At 34.8% G+C, this 17,700-nt stretch carries 13 protein-coding genes and 1 pseudogene; 4 read left to right on the top strand and 10 right to left on the bottom strand.

Translation table 11 applies throughout. The features are described 5' to 3' along the window. Positions 1-11: 11 nt before the first annotated feature. A complete protein-coding gene (locus VRHSUH10_RS07470; RefSeq protein WP_105090054.1) occupies positions 12-1,712 on the bottom strand; it encodes a hypothetical protein in 1,701 nt (566 codons plus the stop codon). A gap of 337 nt (positions 1,713-2,049) precedes the next feature. Between VRHSUH10_RS07470 and VRHSUH10_RS07465 the strand changes: the two genes are divergently transcribed. Further along, positions 2,050-3,234, top strand: coding sequence for a HEPN/Toprim-associated domain-containing protein (locus VRHSUH10_RS07465; RefSeq protein WP_105090053.1), 1,185 nt, complete (start codon positions 2,050-2,052; stop codon positions 3,232-3,234). Positions 3,235-3,306: 72 nt separating this feature from the next. Here VRHSUH10_RS07465 and VRHSUH10_RS09620 read toward each other — a convergent pair. The 7 genes and pseudogenes from VRHSUH10_RS09620 to VRHSUH10_RS07425 form a co-directional block, all read right to left on the bottom strand. Continuing rightward, positions 3,307-3,471 (bottom strand): annotated as a pseudogene (locus VRHSUH10_RS09620) (IS3 family transposase); the annotation flags it as partial. Continuing rightward, positions 3,465-3,650, bottom strand: coding sequence for a DDE-type integrase/transposase/recombinase (locus VRHSUH10_RS09615; RefSeq protein ID WP_105090051.1), 186 nt, complete (start codon positions 3,648-3,650; stop codon positions 3,465-3,467). The gene VRHSUH10_RS09615 and the pseudogene VRHSUH10_RS09620, both read right to left, overlap by 7 nt. 1,164 nt (positions 3,651-4,814) lie before the next feature. Further along, positions 4,815-5,852, bottom strand: coding sequence for a restriction endonuclease subunit S (locus tag VRHSUH10_RS07445; RefSeq protein ID WP_158251053.1), 1,038 nt, complete (start codon positions 5,850-5,852; stop codon positions 4,815-4,817). 7 nt (positions 5,853-5,859) lie between these two features. Continuing rightward, the gene (locus VRHSUH10_RS07440; RefSeq protein ID WP_105090049.1) at positions 5,860-7,830 is read right to left on the bottom strand and encodes a class I SAM-dependent DNA methyltransferase; all 1,971 of its coding nucleotides are present in this window, start codon (positions 7,828-7,830) and stop codon (positions 5,860-5,862) included. A gap of 241 nt (positions 7,831-8,071) precedes the next feature. Continuing rightward, on the bottom strand, positions 8,072-9,607 hold the full coding sequence (guaA, locus tag VRHSUH10_RS07435) for a glutamine-hydrolyzing GMP synthase (RefSeq protein WP_105090048.1): 1,536 nt from the start codon (positions 9,605-9,607) through the stop codon (positions 8,072-8,074). Between the two features lie 257 nt (positions 9,608-9,864). After that, complete coding sequence (locus tag VRHSUH10_RS07430) at positions 9,865-10,062, bottom strand: 4Fe-4S dicluster domain-containing protein (protein WP_105090047.1); 198 nt, start codon at positions 10,060-10,062, stop codon at positions 9,865-9,867. Between the two features lie 384 nt (positions 10,063-10,446). Then, on the bottom strand, positions 10,447-11,616 hold the full coding sequence (locus VRHSUH10_RS07425) for an HAD family hydrolase (RefSeq protein ID WP_105090046.1): 1,170 nt from the start codon (positions 11,614-11,616) through the stop codon (positions 10,447-10,449). Between the two features lie 236 nt (positions 11,617-11,852). Here VRHSUH10_RS07425 and VRHSUH10_RS07420 point away from each other — a divergent pair, with 236 nt between their 5' ends. Then, on the top strand, positions 11,853-12,179 hold the full coding sequence (locus tag VRHSUH10_RS07420; RefSeq protein WP_105090045.1) for a hypothetical protein: 327 nt from the start codon (positions 11,853-11,855) through the stop codon (positions 12,177-12,179). Here VRHSUH10_RS07420 and VRHSUH10_RS07415 read toward each other — a convergent pair. Further along, on the bottom strand, positions 12,172-13,353 hold the full coding sequence (locus VRHSUH10_RS07415; protein WP_105090044.1) for an amidohydrolase: 1,182 nt from the start codon (positions 13,351-13,353) through the stop codon (positions 12,172-12,174). The genes VRHSUH10_RS07420 and VRHSUH10_RS07415 overlap by 8 nt on opposite strands. Positions 13,354-13,603: 250 nt before the next feature. On the opposite strand from VRHSUH10_RS07415, the gene VRHSUH10_RS07410 reads away from it, so the two are divergent. Both VRHSUH10_RS07410 and VRHSUH10_RS07405 read left to right on the top strand, forming a co-directional pair. Next, positions 13,604-14,386 (top strand): basic amino acid ABC transporter substrate-binding protein, encoded by a 783-nt coding sequence (locus tag VRHSUH10_RS07410; RefSeq protein WP_105090043.1) that lies wholly within the window; start codon positions 13,604-13,606, stop codon positions 14,384-14,386. A 182-nt stretch (positions 14,387-14,568) separates the two neighbouring features. Then, complete coding sequence (locus VRHSUH10_RS07405) at positions 14,569-16,938, top strand: tetratricopeptide repeat protein (RefSeq protein WP_105090042.1); 2,370 nt, start codon at positions 14,569-14,571, stop codon at positions 16,936-16,938. 155 nt (positions 16,939-17,093) lie between these two features. On the opposite strand, the gene tnpA is transcribed toward VRHSUH10_RS07405, so the two are convergent. After that, on the bottom strand, positions 17,094-17,558 hold the full coding sequence (gene tnpA, locus VRHSUH10_RS07400) for an IS200/IS605 family transposase (protein ID WP_105090337.1): 465 nt from the start codon (positions 17,556-17,558) through the stop codon (positions 17,094-17,096). Positions 17,559-17,700 lie beyond the last annotated feature (142 nt).

Raw genomic sequence — 17,700 nt, 5'->3', positions numbered from 1 at the left:
CAACACATAGACTACTCTCTATCATAATACTGCTTACATTGATCACATATCTTAATCTCGGCTTCTTCATAATCAATAAAATATTGGCCACACCTTTCACATTCAGAAATCTTATAATGTGTACCACAATTTAGGCATATTCCTACTTCTGCTAGACTTTCATCAATACATATATATTCTTCTTCACATTCATCACAATAAACTCCATCAGCAATAGGTAAAGTTCCTCCTTCTTTCACCCGCTCATAACTTATTGAATCCACATATTCTTTAAGACTCTCCAGTTCCACATTTATAAAATCCACGACTTTATCTAAATAATTATCTAAATCATCTTTAAGAATCCCATCATTAGCAATAGGCATATAATAACCTTGTTCATCATTATACTCTACTGCACCATTAATATAAGTAATATCAACACTAAATTCATTATGACTACTAAAATTCGGAGTACCTGTTATTGTTAAGGTACTCTTAGCTCCTTCCTCATCATTAATTTTCATAGAGTAAAAAAAGTCTAATTGCTGATTAGTAACTTTCGATCTTGCTGAAAATAATTTACCCTCCAAATTATTATAATCAAAATCCGTTGTATTAATACTGATATCTTCTCTAAATCTTAATGCATCTGTTATATCAGTAATTGTTTCTAAAAGAACATCCTTAAACAAAGTATTTATTCTACTATTATCTCTAATCTCTATACCTGAATCATTTTGTTTTGTTTCTATTAGTAAATCTTTATATTTCAGTAATGCTCCTTGTATTGGTACAAATGATTTTTTATTCCTATAAAGTTCTATCAATGCATTATCAAAATATTTATCAATTTTTTCTATAGATCTACGAATAACATTATATGCAGCTCTATCTAATATTTTATTATGCGCAATGTGATTTCTATTTAACTCAAACTGCCTAAAACTTTCTGAAAACTCACTATCAAAATAAAGCTTAAAATATTTTTCCCAAAAGTCATCTTTTACAATCAACTGTTTTTTTATTTTCTCAACAATTAAGTATTCTTTACCCTCGGTTTTCCCCACTAACAAAGCTTCAATATCTGTATCGTAAACTGGACTCCACGACATTATTTTCATTGTTAGCATTTTATACAAATCACCAACATCAATTGAAAACAAATGATCATCAACATTATTAAACCCTGTCACAGCTTTCTTATACATCCTATATCTGGCATTATACTTATCCTTAATAGTCTGATCGGATAAATGATCCCACCAATTTGTACCAAAGGTCTTAACCATAAACTCGTTAATAAATCGACGGATTTTATTTTCTACAATATAAAGATAACTATATAGTTCTTTTGACAACAGGTAAGCATCTTCATCATATAACCATATTATTTTTTCCCAATCTTTAATAATTATCTTCTTTATACATAACTTCAAATTCTCTAAATAAGTTCTATTAATATCAATTTCATAACTATTGGATCTAATATCAATCAATATCTGCTTTACATTATTGAATGTACTAATTTCAAAAGCTACATCAACACTAAAGTCCTCCTTACATATATGACTACAAATAGCGAAAAGGCAACATGTATGAATATCTACATCTAAAGTATAGGAATCTATATATCCTTGTTTGTAAAGCCCTGTCAATATTGATTGTATATATTTATAATAATCTGATTTACCACCTTTATCTCCAACGGCTACAAATTTCACCAGCTCCATATTTTCCCCTTTGCATTAACAGTATTCATTAAGCATAGTCAGCATACCCAGCAGTTTCAAGATTTTCCTCTAATTCTACTTTTTAGATCTCAGGCCTCATGTTATAATTTTTGATATAAATTCTGCAATCAACCTCCTTAAGATGAACCTTAAATATTTTTTTATTTCCTTAAAACCATTATTAAATTGATATTAGTATTTAAATCGTACTACTTTAATACTAGTACTTAAATTTTACTAAAATAATAACTATTAAGATATAACACCAAAATTATTGCTAATAGAACTGATCCTAAAAGAATTTAATAGCATATCCTAACATATGAGGTAAATAACAATGGAATCTATGATTAGATTAGGAATTGATAAAATGGAAATTGATTGGAGAAAAAATAATATTGATGATAGTCATTCATTTTTATTTCAACAAGATGATTTTAAAACAGTTCCATATTACTACCCTCACAATGAAGTAAAATATAAAAAAGGTTTTCTAAAAAATATGAATTCAATAAAAAGAAGGTTGAATTTATTAGGCTATACCTTAAAGAAAATTGAAAATATGTTTGATGAAGAAATAGAATATTTTAATCAATTATATAATATATCTCTCTCCATTAATTTTACTGATTATTACGATGTACTAAAAAGTATCAATATAAAAGAAATTGATATGACAGCTGCTGAATATGAAAGAGATTATGATTTAGGTGAGTATGTAAGAAAATGTGTTATAAAGGAAATTCCAGAATTAAAAAATTTATTTAATAACGATATCTACATGATTGGCGAATTTCTAGAAAATCTTTCACCATATATTACATTAAGAATTTTATCTGAAAATAAGAATAATCTAGATTTAGATTTAATTTGGAGAACTGAAGATATTGTGGAAACTGGATGTCATTTAGAAAAAGATATAACATCTAGATTAACACCTAAAGAAAAAATTCTAATTGTAACAGAGGGAAGTACCGATACCAATATTATTCAAAAATGTATCGATTTACTATACAATGATATTTCTGATTTTTTCGATTATATAGATATGGAAAAAAATTATCCTTTTACCGGCACCGGTAATTTAAAAAATTTTATTAAAGGATTATCTAAAATAAATATTCAAAATAATATATTAGTTATTTTAGATAACGATACAGCTGGTTACTCTGTATACAACGATATTAAACAGATAATCTTACCACAAAATCTAAAAGTCATCACTCTTCCCAACCATATAGAATTTAACAACTTTAAGTGCAAAGGCCCTCAAGGAGAATCCTTCGAAAACATCAATGGAAAAGCAGTTTCTATAGAGTGCTTCTTAGATTATACCTCAGTTAAAGAAGATATTTATGTTAGATGGACAGGGTTTGATAAAACATTAATACAATATCAAGGAAACATCGAACCAAAAGATTTATTAATCAAATCATTCCATAAAAACTTCTATAACAAATATGATTTCTCTAAGATAAAATATCTTATTGATTATATTTTAAAAATGTGGTTGACTCAATAATATTAGATTTATAAATAAAACTCAAAAAAGATTGTAACAGTAATCTGCTCCCATTTTCTTGGACAGATAAAATTAAACTGCTTTTGGGAAATGAGTTCGGTATTCTATCGGACTCATTCCTTTTAATTTGAGCTTAATACGTTTTGTATTGTAACAATCAATATAATCTTTTAATTTGTTAATAAAATCTTCATAGGAAGTAAATTTCTCAAAATATAACAACTCTAGTTTTAATAAGCCAAAGAAGTTTCCATCACGCTATTATCCAAACATTTTCCTTTTCGGTACATACATTGGATTATAGCGTGATTTTTTAATGTTTCTTGATAAGCTCTATGCTGGTACTGCCATCCTTGATTGGAATGTAAAATACAACCTTTGCTATGCAGCCTATTCTTAAAGGCTTTATCTAGCATAGATAACACCTGTGTTTATATAAGCCGTTCTGATATTTCATAAGATACAATTTCACCATTATACATATCTAAGATTGATGATAAGTAAACCTTACGCCCAAACACCTGAAATTCTGTAATATCTGTAGTCCATTTTGTTCTGGCTTTGTTGCAGTAAAGTTCAGCTTAATAATATTGGGCACGATTTTTCCTTCAGAACCTCTATATGAGCGATACTGCTTTAGGCAAACTTTACATGTTAAGTTTTCTTCCTTCATAATACACATTACAACTTTATGATTTATATAAATGCCTAATTTATGCAATGTTATTGTAATTCAACGATACCCATAGCGACGCCACAAGTGTGCGAATAGCTTCTCGATTCTCTGTATATTTGTCTCCCATTTTTATGCTAGCTAAGCCTATCTAATATGTACTACGGCTAATACCAAAGTACTCGAGCATAAACTAAAGGAGATATATTTTTCTTAATCTTTCGATGGCAATTGTTTGTGCTTTTTTTACAGCTCTATGGGGCTTAGCAATTCCACATATTTCTTTCATAAAGTCATCGTAAAAGCCATTTCATATTTCAACCGAGCGGTTTCAGTTCCTAGTTCTTTTATCTGTTCTTTGTCTGATTTAATACTTTACTCTTTTGTGGGATGTATTAGTTCTTTAGGTTTCATAGATGGTCTAGATTGTAATCCTGAGATTCCTTCATCTAAATATCTTTTTTTGCCATGCTGCAATTAAACTAGGATTATCTAAATTAAAATGTTCTGCCACTGTCTTAAAGGATAACTTATTTTTCCATCTACTTTCAATAACTTTACGTTTAAAATCTGCTGAAAATACTTGTTTACCAATTTAATGAGTCAAATTTTGACTAAGGTTAAACTTATATAGCCAGTTTTTTACAGTACTTTCTGGAATTTCAAAATCCTTAGCAATTCTAAAGGGACTTAATCCTTTTTCAAAAAGGCTAATGACATTTTCTTTAAATTCTTTTCAGTATTTTTACATAAAAAACTGCACCTTCAGAATTGTGTCCAATTTTTGGGGTGCAGTTTATATTAATATTATAGTTTTATTAATTAAGAGCTTTATAAGGCCTAATTCAAATCATTATTATAAATATCAAAGAACCTGATCTATTCACTTTAATAGACTAATTATATATCAATCCAAATATTTTAAAATGCACTCTATTTTTTGTCTCTCAATATTCATCATAAAATGCTTCATATAAGACCAATTGGGTCTTTTTTCTTCATCTAAAGGTAATATTATTTTTTGTGCTTTCATTCTATTATTATTTAATGAATACCCATGACTAAACTTAGCTCTCTGAATCGTAATACTTCTACTAATAAACAGCAATGATGATCTATCTATTTTTACTTTAGGTATTAAAGCAGTCACGTGTGTATCTAAAGCTATTTTATTAGCTTGATAATATGCAATGCCTACACCACCATCCCCATCATTATTTAATGTTAAAATATGTCCATCAAAGAGTTTTTTCCCATTATCGGAGATAAAGGTCTTTACACCATTATCCACCTTTTTAGCAGATATTAAGGGAATATCGCCACTTTTGCATAAAGCCATATTATTTTGATTTCCACGCTCAAATATAAATAAATCTTTTAATGAAAATTCTCCCCATTCAATACTTTCTTCCACCTGTTGACAATTTTTTAAAGCAAGCAACCTTTGTCTATAATATATTTTCATATCTGTGCATTGTTTTTGGACTCTTTCCTTAATATATTCCTCCATAAAATGCCAATTTAATTTTCCATTATCATCTATTGGTAGTTGTAAAATCTCTTTTTTTAAGTGTTCTTCATTTCGCTTAAATCCAAAATTATATTTACTTCTAACAGTATCCGCTATTGTAGTTATAAATTTAGCATTATATTTATTCAATTTACTATTTCGTCCTACTTTTATAGTGGTACTCCCTATGAAATCTTCTTCTTTATATATTGAATAACCAATAGATCCTTCGCCATCACAAATAAATGCAATACACTTACCCTTAGTTATTAATTTGGCATCCCCATGGACAAAGCCTAGAACCCCATTATTACGATTTGTGGCTCCTACATACGGAATATTCCCTTCAGATAATGTCGCAACCTTTGAACATTTGCACTTTTCAATTTCAAAAATATCCTTTACAAAAAAATTTCCCCAATCTACGTCAGTCAAATGATACTTATACATACTCAGCACCATCCTCTGCTACTTTCAAAGTATTTTCTCTAATTCTGTCAATGGTCGTATCTGTGTCAAATAAATACTTTCGACCATGTGTAATCATATTAACTTCAAAAGTCAAATAATCAGCAATAGTTTTCTCAAAATCCGCATCACTTGGAATTTCATCGTTAAAATAGTAAAAAGAATGTAACCATTCATCAGTATCTTCAACAGTAGTTTCTACGCAAAATTTTGTAGGTGCTTTTATTTCATTATTCCATACAGCTAATAAATGTTGTTTTTTATCCTTTGCACTCCCATTATCAATTAAACCTATATGTTTACTTACAATATAACCATCTTCCTCAAAATTAATAAACTTTGCTTTTTTAAAATTGCTATGCGGTATACCAACTGTAAATATACCAATACAAGGATTTGTGCCAACACCATAAAAAGTATTCTTATTAAGAGTTATAACACCTTCAAGTGTATGATTCTTTAAAATTTTAGTTTTTAAATTTTTTTCATCTTTAGTTTTTCCTGTAAATGTTGATTGAGGAACAATTACAGCAACTTTTGCACCTGATACCAAGCTTTCTAATAAATGATTTACAAAGTTTATTTCATATAACTCAGGATTTTGCTTAGATCCTTGAGAATAGGGTGGATTCATCAGCCCTATAGTACAGCCTTTTAACTGCAATTTACTTGGATTCTGTGCCAAAAAATCCTGATTTTCCAAATTGCTTTTACCATCACCACGTAGAATCATATTAGTTGTTGCTATGGTAAACATATAATCTTGTAATTCAATACCAAAAAGTCTATTTTTCCTGATATCAATTTGTTCCATCTCATCATTACTATTTGATAACATTTTATGCATTGCAGCTATAAGAAATCCTGCTGTACCACAACAAGGATCCAAAATTTTATCTGTTGGTTGTATATCAAGCAATTCGCAAAATAACTCTGTTATATGTCTCGGTGTTAAAATAATCCCTAAGCTCTGTCCATCACCACCAGAATAAGACATAAATTCACCATAAAATCTACCAATATAATCTTCTGTAGAAGAACTATATTTAATATTTGTAAAAATACTGTTATATAAAATTTCTGTGAAATATCTCAAAGGCGTTTTTCCTAGATTAGAGTTTTTCTCATTAATCTTATTATTATCCTTAATTATATTAAACTGATTAAGAAGCTTATCTCTTTTTATCTCAGGACTAACATTTGCCCTTCTAAGATTATCTTCTATTGCTTTATAAATTTTTGAACCGTCAGTTCTAATCTTATCGCCAACTAAATCGGAAATATCAAAATTTTTAAATTCAATTTCAGATAATGCAAGTAAAATTCCAGAAACAATTAAAGGTTTACTTTTATCCTCTAGATTTCCATAATTTCTGAAATCTTCATGTAGAGAACGTGCTATTTTTAAAAGTTCTTCAGTTTTAAGCTCATCATTAGTCTTTACTTCTAAGATTTCTCTTTGATAGTATTCATTAATATTATCAGATCTAAAAGATATAAATGTTTCTACATCATCAAGTTCTTTATATCCACCTCGCTCATCAACAAATATAGGTGTGATTCTATGATTCTTTTCATTTCCACTAACACCAATTGCAATAATCTTATTAAAAGTTGTATTTTGGGCTAAATGTTTTCCATAAAACAAAGCACCATTTACGGCATATTCAGTAATAGACTTAACATCTTCAGCAATTAAATCCTGCTCAGTTCTATTCACATGCTTATTTAAACTAGCCTTATCTTCGATTACGATAAGAAAATCATTTATTACACCAACATATTCTGGAAAGCCTACATTACCAGTTCCTTTCTTAGATGCAGTTGATAGTGCTTCATCTAATTCTTTTATATTACTTCCTTGTGCAGAAAAATGGTTATGCACACCAATTTCTCTCAGCATTTCATAAACCCACAAATCTGTCATCACTTCTTTTTTTCCCATTAATAATGTTCCCCCCATAATATCAAAATTCTAATTTAATATTATTAAACTCTAATACAATTCACTTTTAAACTATAAAAATTATAAATTAACCCCTCAATGCTAAATAAAAACAAATTTAACATTAAGGGGTCAGTTCAATCTATAATTTATATAAGTTGTTATCTAATTTGTTTTTTATTATATTCAACTTGCTTATTCTTATAAAGAATAAACCATAAAAAACTTACTTATTCAACTTTTATTCCCACTCAATTGTAGCAGGTGGTTTAGATGTAATATCGTACACGATACGGTTGATGTGTTGTACTTCGTTTACGATACGTCGGGAGATTGTGTCCAATACGTCGTAAGGGATGCGTGCCCAGTCAGCAGTCATAAAGTCTGTTGTTGTTACGCCACGCAATGCCAATGTGTAATCGTATGTACGGAAGTCACCCATAACACCTACGGTACGTGTAGATGTTAATACTGCAAAGTATTGGTTGATGTCGCGATCAAGGCCAGCTTTTGCAATTTCGTCACGGAAGATATAGTCCGCATCACGCAAAATGTCGAGTTTGTCTTTCGTGATTTCGCCCATTACGCGGATTGCAAGACCAGGACCTGGGAATGGTTGACGCCATACGAGGTAGTCAGCCAAACCTAATTCAGAACCAAGTTCACGTACTTCGTCTTTGAAGAGGTTGCGCAATGGTTCGATAAGGCCTTTGAAGTCTACAACTGCAGGCAAGCCACCTACGTTGTGGTGAGATTTAATAACTTCAGCTTCGCCAGTACCGGACTCGATAACGTCAGGGTAGATTGTACCTTGTGCCAAGAAGTCAACGGAACCGATTTTACGGCCTTCGTCTTCGAATACGCGAATGAATTCTTCACCGATAGCTTTACGTTTCGCTTCTGGATCTTCAAGACCAGCCAATTTATCTAAGAAACGTTTTTCTGCATCCACACGGATGAAATGCATGCCGGAATCTTTGAAAGCTGCTTCAACTTCGTCGCCTTCGTTTTTACGCATTAAACCATGGTCAACGAAGATACAAGTCAATTGGTCGCCAACAGCTTTAGAGATAAGTGCTGCTGCAACGGAGCTATCTACACCGCCAGACAATGCCAACAATACTTTGCCATCGCCTACAGTGTTACGGATTTCTTCAATAGCAGTTTTTGCATAGTTTGCCATTGTCCATGTGCCTGTGAAACCACACACTTCATACAAGAAGTTGTGAAGCATTTCTTTACCATGTTCAGTATGCAATACTTCTGCATGATATTGCATAGCGTATAATTTGCGTTCTTTATTTTGCATAGATGCAACAGGGCAATCTTTTGTATGCGCAATGATTTCGAACCCTTCAGGAACTTTTGCTACATAGTCAACGTGAGACATCCACACAACTTGGTCTTCGCCCAAGCCTTTGAACAATGGAGATGTAGGGTCCACTTTAGTAGGTGTTTTACCAAACTCACGGTTGTCAGCAGATTTAACTTCGCCACCCAATGTATGCGCCATAAATTGCATACCATAGCACATGCCAAGAACTGGAATACCAAGTTCAAAAATCTCTTTTTCGATTTTTGGAGAGTTTTCTTCATACACGCTGTTAGGGCCACCTGTGAAGATGATACCTTGCGGTTTTAATTCTTTAATTTTGTCCAGCGCTTTGTTGTATGGATATACTTCGCAGTATACGTGATTTTCACGAACACGGCGCGCGATCAATTGATTATATTGACCACCAAAGTCAACAACAATAACAAATTCCTTGTTTTCCATGCCTTCCTCCATATGCATCTATTTGTGAAAGTATATTCACTATTTTTTAATACCCTTACATTTCTGTACTGGCGGTGCGTTTTCTCGAACAAAACGCTAAATTTCATTACATTTTATTATACCATACGAAGTATATGGACTCCATATATTCCGTATGAAATTTATGATTAATATTTTAATGTTCGGATTTTAGTTTTACTCTATACAAAGCTCAATACAATGAGATGACCTATAAGAGGCTCTACCCTTTCAAGAGACTATTCTTTCTCAGGCTCACGTTTAGACATTTTTACGGCACCTACGGGACAGATTGAATAACAGTCGCCACATCCGATACAGCCTTTACCTATGTTAAACCGAGTCTCTTCTTGGGTGATGCATTGAACAGGACAATCTACGGCACACGCACCACACTTAACACAAGTATCATCTATATTAAACTTTAGATTTCCCATTCTACATCACCTCCTATGGGTTTAATAAAACTAACTTAGCATTCGCTCTAACATCAGCTAAAGCAATGTATTACCTGTAATACACTTTCGAGCAATGCCTCACTATAAAACCGATTGGAATACAAACCGACAAACAAATATATATAGTTTTTTCAGATACTACCAGTTAAAAGTATTTATTTTTAACTGGTGGTATCTCAAATTTACACATATCGAACACAATCCAAATTAGAAAGATTTACTTTTAACTGGTAGTATCTCTAATTTACACATATCGAGCACAATCCAAATTAGAAAGATTTACTTTTAACTGGTAGTATCTCAGATTTAAACATATCTAGCACAATCCAGATCAGAAAGATTTACTTTTAACTGGTAGTATCTCTAATTTGAGATATGATTACTGTTTTTTAGTAATTCATTGTTATACGCAATAGCTGAATAGATTGCTTTGGCCACGCCATGATGGTTATTATCTGTCGTCACATAACGCGCTGCCTCTTTAATATTTGGCTTCCCATTGCCCATAGCTACGCTAGCACCTGCAAAACGTAGCATGGATAGGTCGTTTTCACTATCCCCCAAGGTCATGACTTCATCGGGACTAAATTTCCAGTGATTTGCCAGTGCTTCTACAGCGGCCCCCTTTGTGGTATGTGGTAGTACGAATTCGAGATTACCTTCACTAGAGAGCAGTACATCATAAAAGCGTTCACGACCTGTACCATCATGAGACATACCTTGATATTCATCACGCAAATCTTGTAAGATTCTTTGGCGCATAGGCTCATCGCCGTAAAAGATTTGCATCTTCTCAGGACCTTCATCTAAGGCTTCCATATGAGCTAGTAAATCAGGCACCATGGTTCGTGTTGCCAAGATAAATGGACGGATATTAGGTCTAAAGAAGAAATTAGACTGTTCTACTTCACATTCAGATAAGTTATCATTTGCTGCTTCATCACCTTCAGCTAAGGCATAGTGATCATGGGTTTCACCAGGTAGATGTTCCTCAGGTACACCAAGTTGAGGATGATTCATTAAGCTAGGTAGATGATTATCCATGAGTTCAACCGAAACTTCTGTATTAGGCGATTTACGCTCACTAGCACATATGCTTAATCGTTCAGGCGTAATGCATCTGGACGGTGGATACATACCAAAGATTTTATCTTTCACATAAGCCTCTACATAGACACCATAGGTTAAAAGTTTGCGCAACAAATAGAGTGCTTGTTCTTTATCAAAGGTTACATGGAACAAACTACGGTTTTCTTCCTTGTCCATTACATAGGCCCCATTGGTACACATGAAATAGCGTAAACATGGTAGTTTCTCGATAACATCATTCATCTCATTCCAAGCGCGACCAGAAGCGATGGCTACGCGAATGCCACTTTCACGAGCAGCACGAATAGCCTCGATAGCCTCATCAGGGATTGCTTTCGCATCGTTAACCAAGGTGCCATCTACATCGGATGCAATGAATCGGATGGGTTTATCACCGGTGAGACCTATATAATTTTTAATTTGTAATGTTTCAGTTGAGGACATGAAGCCTCCTTTAATACAGTAGTATATAAATAGATAAAGAATTAAATAGACACACAGATATCTACATAAATAGTTGTATATATAAATAATTAAACAGATAGAAATGTATTTCTACTCAGCAAGATATTTCAGTGGGATATTAAAGTTTATAAGGTGTAAAATATAAACTAAAAGAACAGTATAAACTAAAAGAACAGTTAGATTGAAATCAAAACATAGATTGGAAGCGAGATAATATGCGTATCATAATTGATCGAGATGCAGTTTGTGCAGGCGATGATATGAATCATCATCGGGAGGAATTTGTCGTTCCAGATGATATCACTATCGCTGGTTTATTTGAATTCCTTGAGTTTAAGTACATTCCAGTCATCGCGGGAAATAACGTGGTCTGGGTACTCTATTATCACGAACGTGAGTTAGGTGCCTATTTCACCAAGATTCAGAGCTTCATAAATGGAAACATCTCATTATCGTCTATAATTAATAGCTCTGAAAAAGACCACGAATTCTACCTACACTATTACAGCCATCCTGATAGATATAGAAAAAGCTTTATTTAGTTGCATTAAATTCAGCAACGATTTCTTCTAATACAGCTGGATTTTCTACCAATCGTAACAAGGTACGGCCTATGATATTAGCTCCGTCCACAATTGTTTGTTCAATGGTGGATTCTAGCATAGCCGCAGCGAATTCTTTAGAGTGACACACCTTGTCTTCCCCAGCGAGTCGCAATTTAGGGTGGAATGCAGCACATTGATAGCTAACATTACCAATGTCTGAGCTGCCCCCAATATCTGCTGGGCCTGGCTTGAAATCAATGCCCATATCGGTCATTACGTCTTCAATGAGAGCTGTTCCTCTATGGTTTTGGTTCATATCATCATAAGGATTGCCATAGAACTCTACATCTACAGTAGTGCTAGTACAGAGAGCGGCCCCTTCAAAGATGTTCTTAATCTGTTCAGATAGACCATTCAAATATTCACGTTCAGTATGACGTACGGTCACCTCTAATTCGCCAAATTCAGGAATGACATTGGATGCAGTACCACCAGCAATGATCCACGTACCAATACGACTTTCAGGACGTACTTGTTGACGCATCATATCCATCGCATGAATAGCGAGTTGCACACCGTTTACCGCGTTGATACCATTCCAAGGCTCACCGGCTGCATGAGCTGGTTTACCGTGATAGCGAGCGCGGAAACAGTCGAGCGCCAAGAATTGTGAATTTGGTCGTGTTTCTTCCCCATCAAGGTGAACCATGATAGCAAAATCATAGTCTTTAAATACCCCTGCGTTACACATATCCACCTTGCAACCTGTGGCTTCTTCATCAGGTGTACCGATGATATCGATGTCCACGTTGAAAGCAACGCCGTCTTGTTGCATTTTATGTAATGTTAATGCTGCTAGAACACTCATAGAGCCACTGGCAGAATGACCGCATGCATGGCCGACCTCTGGCAATGCATCATATTCACAAAGAATAGCCAAACGACCTTTTGGATTATCTACTTTCACAGCAGAAGCCTTGAACGCTGTTGGTAAATTACAGAATTCATAGGTTACATCCATGCCATGTTTTTCAAGAACGGCGCCAATCGTTTTGACGGATTCAAATTCATGGCTGGAAAGTTCAGGGTTCTTAGCTAATGTATAATTGATGGCAAAAGCATCCGGTGCGAAGCTTTTACAAAGATCAGAAAAGGTATTTGTAAGGGACATAGTGCCTCCATATATATACGTCAATGATTGTAAAGAATGAAGATGCTCTACAACCTAAAAGGGGAAATGTTATATTACTATAAAATATGGCCTAAGAGAGAGCCATCTTAAATAAAAATTTTAAATATAATGATAAATATAAAACTCTTTTACTCTTAATTATACAATGTTATTGCCTATTATTGTAAAATTCCGTACAATATAAACAGAATTTGATAAACCATGTATATGGATGTTTGAGGAGGTTTCTATGTTTAAGTTCAAAAAATTGACAGCCATCGCCCTCGTAGCGGTAGCAGCAATAGGTTTATTGGCTGGTTGTGGCAATGACAAACCAAAAATGACACAACAAGAAGGTGTATTGCGTGTAGGTTCTGAAACTACATTCCCACCATTCGAATTCACTGAAGGCGACAAATACGTTGGTTTCGACGTTGATTTGTCCGAAGCAATTGCTAAAAAACTTGGTTTAAAAATGGAATTCAAATCCATGGGCTTCGATGCTTTGATTCCAGCAGTTCAATCTGGCGATATCGACATGATCGCAGCAGGTATCAATGCTACACCTGAACGTGAAAAAGCATTGGACTTCTCCGATGTATACTTTGACCAAGGCGGTTTCATCACAGTTGTTCGTAAAGACAACACAACAATCCACAACATGGATGAATTAGCAGGTCATACTGTAGGTGCTCAAATCGGTACAATCCCTGTTGAAATGGCTCAAAAGATCCCTAATACAACAGTAAAACAAATCGATTCCAATGCTAATATCTTCATGGAATTGAAAGCTGGTACAATCGACGGTGCTATCATCGATAACGCAGTGGCTATGTACTACCTCAAACAAGGTGCTGATCAAGACCTTAAACTCGTAGGCGAACCTACTAAAGCTGAAGGTACAGTGCTTGGCATGAAAAAAGGCAACAAAGCTTTACAAGAAGCTGTTAATAAAGCTCTTAAAGAACTTAAAGAAGACGGCACTTACCAAAAAATCTACGACAAATGGTTCGGCGATTACAACAAAAAATAATATCTATCCCTATGAACTAGGATAAATATGCCCCCTCTGAAAGGCTTCGAGGCTCACATATAGTGATACCGAAGTGCTTTTAGAGGGGATTTTTTATGCTAATCCCTCTTTCACGGTCCCTCGCGTTCGTTATATAATAAATACGTATTCTATAGTAAACGTAACTAATTAAAGGAGGCCTTATGGCACAGTACTTTACGGAACGCCTACAAAAGGTCTTCCACATGATTTTTAAATCCTACAATCAAGAAATGGCCCAAGAAGGTTTGCGCCAATTAGAACTGATTGTAAATAATCAGCATAGTCCTGAGCAACCGAATCATCGGGCGCTAAGAAACGACATGACTACGTCGCTTGAAAACGAAATCGACACTAAAGAGGACGCATTAAAAATAGCCAATGATCCGGAGGCTCGCGAAATAGCTGATGCATATGCTTTGTTGGCTCGTATCTATGCAGGGCCACGCTTTACATGGGAGGAATCAAACTTCCCAGAAAATAACATGCGCACTTATCAATGTTTACACGATAGCATTCGCCGTTGTAGTCCTATTGGTAACTTACAAGCATTGCGTATCAATGGAACGATTACACCTACTGTTGAAAAGGATATGTTAATATCCTTTGACGATGCGTTTCGTATTGTTTACGACTACGCGGAGCAAGGTGATGCTTTCTGCCAATATATTATAGGCAATGTCTTTTTCTGGCGTGATGACGATCGTATTAGCCTTGCAAGGGATATGATTACACCACCTCGCCTAAGTTTGGCGAAACACATCCAACAGAGCTTGCAAAAAGGTTCTATACAGGAACGCCTTATAGCCTTACAAGGTACTATTTCCAACGAAACATTACAGGAAAATGCCACTAAACTCGCCAAGGAATGGTTTAACAAGGCACTCGATAACGGGCTCGCCATGTTCCAAGGTAATTTACGCAACATCTATATCGACGAAGGCGATTTTAATAATGCGCGCCGCGTAGCTTTAACCGCTGCTGAGCTTGGTAATCCAACCATGATGCTCTACACCGGTCTAGACTGTCATGAAAATGGAAAATTCGAGGATGCTTTCACATGGTTTACCAAAGGTGCATCCTTAGGTCAAGCTGAAAGTACCGCTGAATTAGCGGATTATTACTATCATTTCTATGATGCCAAAGAGCTACGCAGAGTCATTCCCTATGATCCTGTAAAAGCAATTGGACTCTACCGCCGTGCAGCTACTAAGTATTTCAGTGATGCCGGCTATGCCGCATTACAAGCCGCCTTTGGCTATATCTTCCACATTGGTCACCTACCGCTAGACTGGGGCCTCATTGCCGACTTAACCCACATGGCAGCCACAAAAGAGCGCTTTATGTTCTCCTTGCCATACATTGGTTATATGCGCATCCACGGCTTCGGTGTAACGAAAAATATACGCTTTGGTGTACAGTCCTTAACACGTGTACTGGATGAAGAAAAACGCGCCTTAGAAGAGGAAGACCGCGTTCTCTTCTACGATATTACACGAGCTTTAACGCGCGTTGCCTTAGGGTATGCCTATGAAAAAGGCTATGTTTCAGGCAAACCTGATTTGGATACTGCTGTAGCCTATTACGAAGAATCCCATCAATACATTCTGTCTCACAAAGCTAATCTAGATGAAGAGTTAAAGGGTATTCCTATCGATGATGAAGCAGAAGAACGATTAGCGGCCTTCGAAGAGGTCGATGGTCATTGGCGTTACAAGGAAGGTATTATAGAGTCTACTACAACAGTACGTCCTGGTCATACTGAATGGCCTCAAAATGCAGCACGTTTATCTGTAAACATGGATGACTTCTTATGGGACACTACCTTATATGATTGGCAAACCATCGAGCACGCCTTAGCATCACAAGACGAAATGAAACTTAGCTTTTACAATCATTTCCTATCCGTTCCAGACAAGCTACGCAACATTTTTAAGCTAGATGTAAAGCGTATGCTACGTGATACGTACCAAGTCAGAATACATGGTTATGACCCTACAGAAGGTCAAGAGATGATCTATCGAGCACTATTCAAAAAAGAGAATACCATTCAGCTATTAAAAGACCTCTACGATACGCACCAATTACCTGCATTAGGAGATAACTGGTCCATCGAAACGAACGAGGAAAAACCAACTTGGCATTATGTACTCGATGTAGATCAACAAGCATTTCTACTTGAAGAATACGATGATGCTAATGCGATGATACAAACTGCATTACAAGGCTTAAAAGATAAAAAGTACGAACAAATTAATGTTCGTACCCATGACTTTATTGGCCCATCCTATTTCATTTTCAGAGGCAATCACGCAAATCCATTTAGAGTGCAACTCTATTTGAAAGAATCCGTACGCCACTCTATCGACAAAGATGGAAAACCTCTAGATACGCCAGGTAATACCTATTTATTTGAGCAACATCTAGGTAACGAAGTATCATTAAACTACTGGATTCAAAAAACGATTAATACCTTAGAAATCCCTGAACTAGACAACTGGAAAAAGCTCAGTGTCCCAAAGGCATTACAATAGAAATAACCGAAATCATAACCACCCGTAGAACGGGTGGTTTGCTCTGACCCTATAAGGGTCTTTCTCTAGTGGTGGCCCTCTAAAGAGGGCATTGAATGATCTGACAACCACTCTATTACCACTGGCTGCCCCCTACTCGGGGGCTTTTGTTTTGCCTATTTTACTGGCTCACCCGTAAACGGGTCGGTGTATTCTTTAAAGTTTAATGTATCTTGCGCTATATCTTCTTGTAATTGATTGCGAATATACTCTTTTATCGCTCCTTCATATCGTCCTACCGTATCCACATAATATCCTCTACACCAGAAATGTCTATTTCCATACTTATATTTTAAATTAGCGTGTTTATCGAATATCATGAGGCTACTTTTACTTTTTAAATATCCCATAAAACTCGATACGCTTAAATGTGGTGGTATCGTTACTAGCATATGAATATGATCCGGACAGCATTCCGCTTCTATAATCTCTACATTTTTCCTCTTACATAAATCTCGTAAGATTTTACCTACATCAGCTTTTATCCGACCATAAATTATTTGTCTTCTATACTTTGGAGCAAAAACAATATGATATTTACATCTACATTTACTATGTGATAAGCTTTTTACGTCATTCATTGACATTGAACCTCCTATGTTGAAATGTTGTGGTTGCCAGACCAACTTCATTCTATCACTAGGAGGTTCTTTCCTTTTCTCTAAGAATTTTTACCGACCCCCAGTTTAACTGGGGGTTTAGTCATGCCTATTCGGCGTACAA

It is taken from the genome of Veillonella sp. T11011-6, assembly GCF_002959755.1.
In the GTDB taxonomy this organism is placed as follows: Bacteria; Bacillota; Negativicutes; order Veillonellales; family Veillonellaceae; genus Veillonella.
This window is presented reverse-complemented; position numbering and strand designations above follow the sequence as displayed.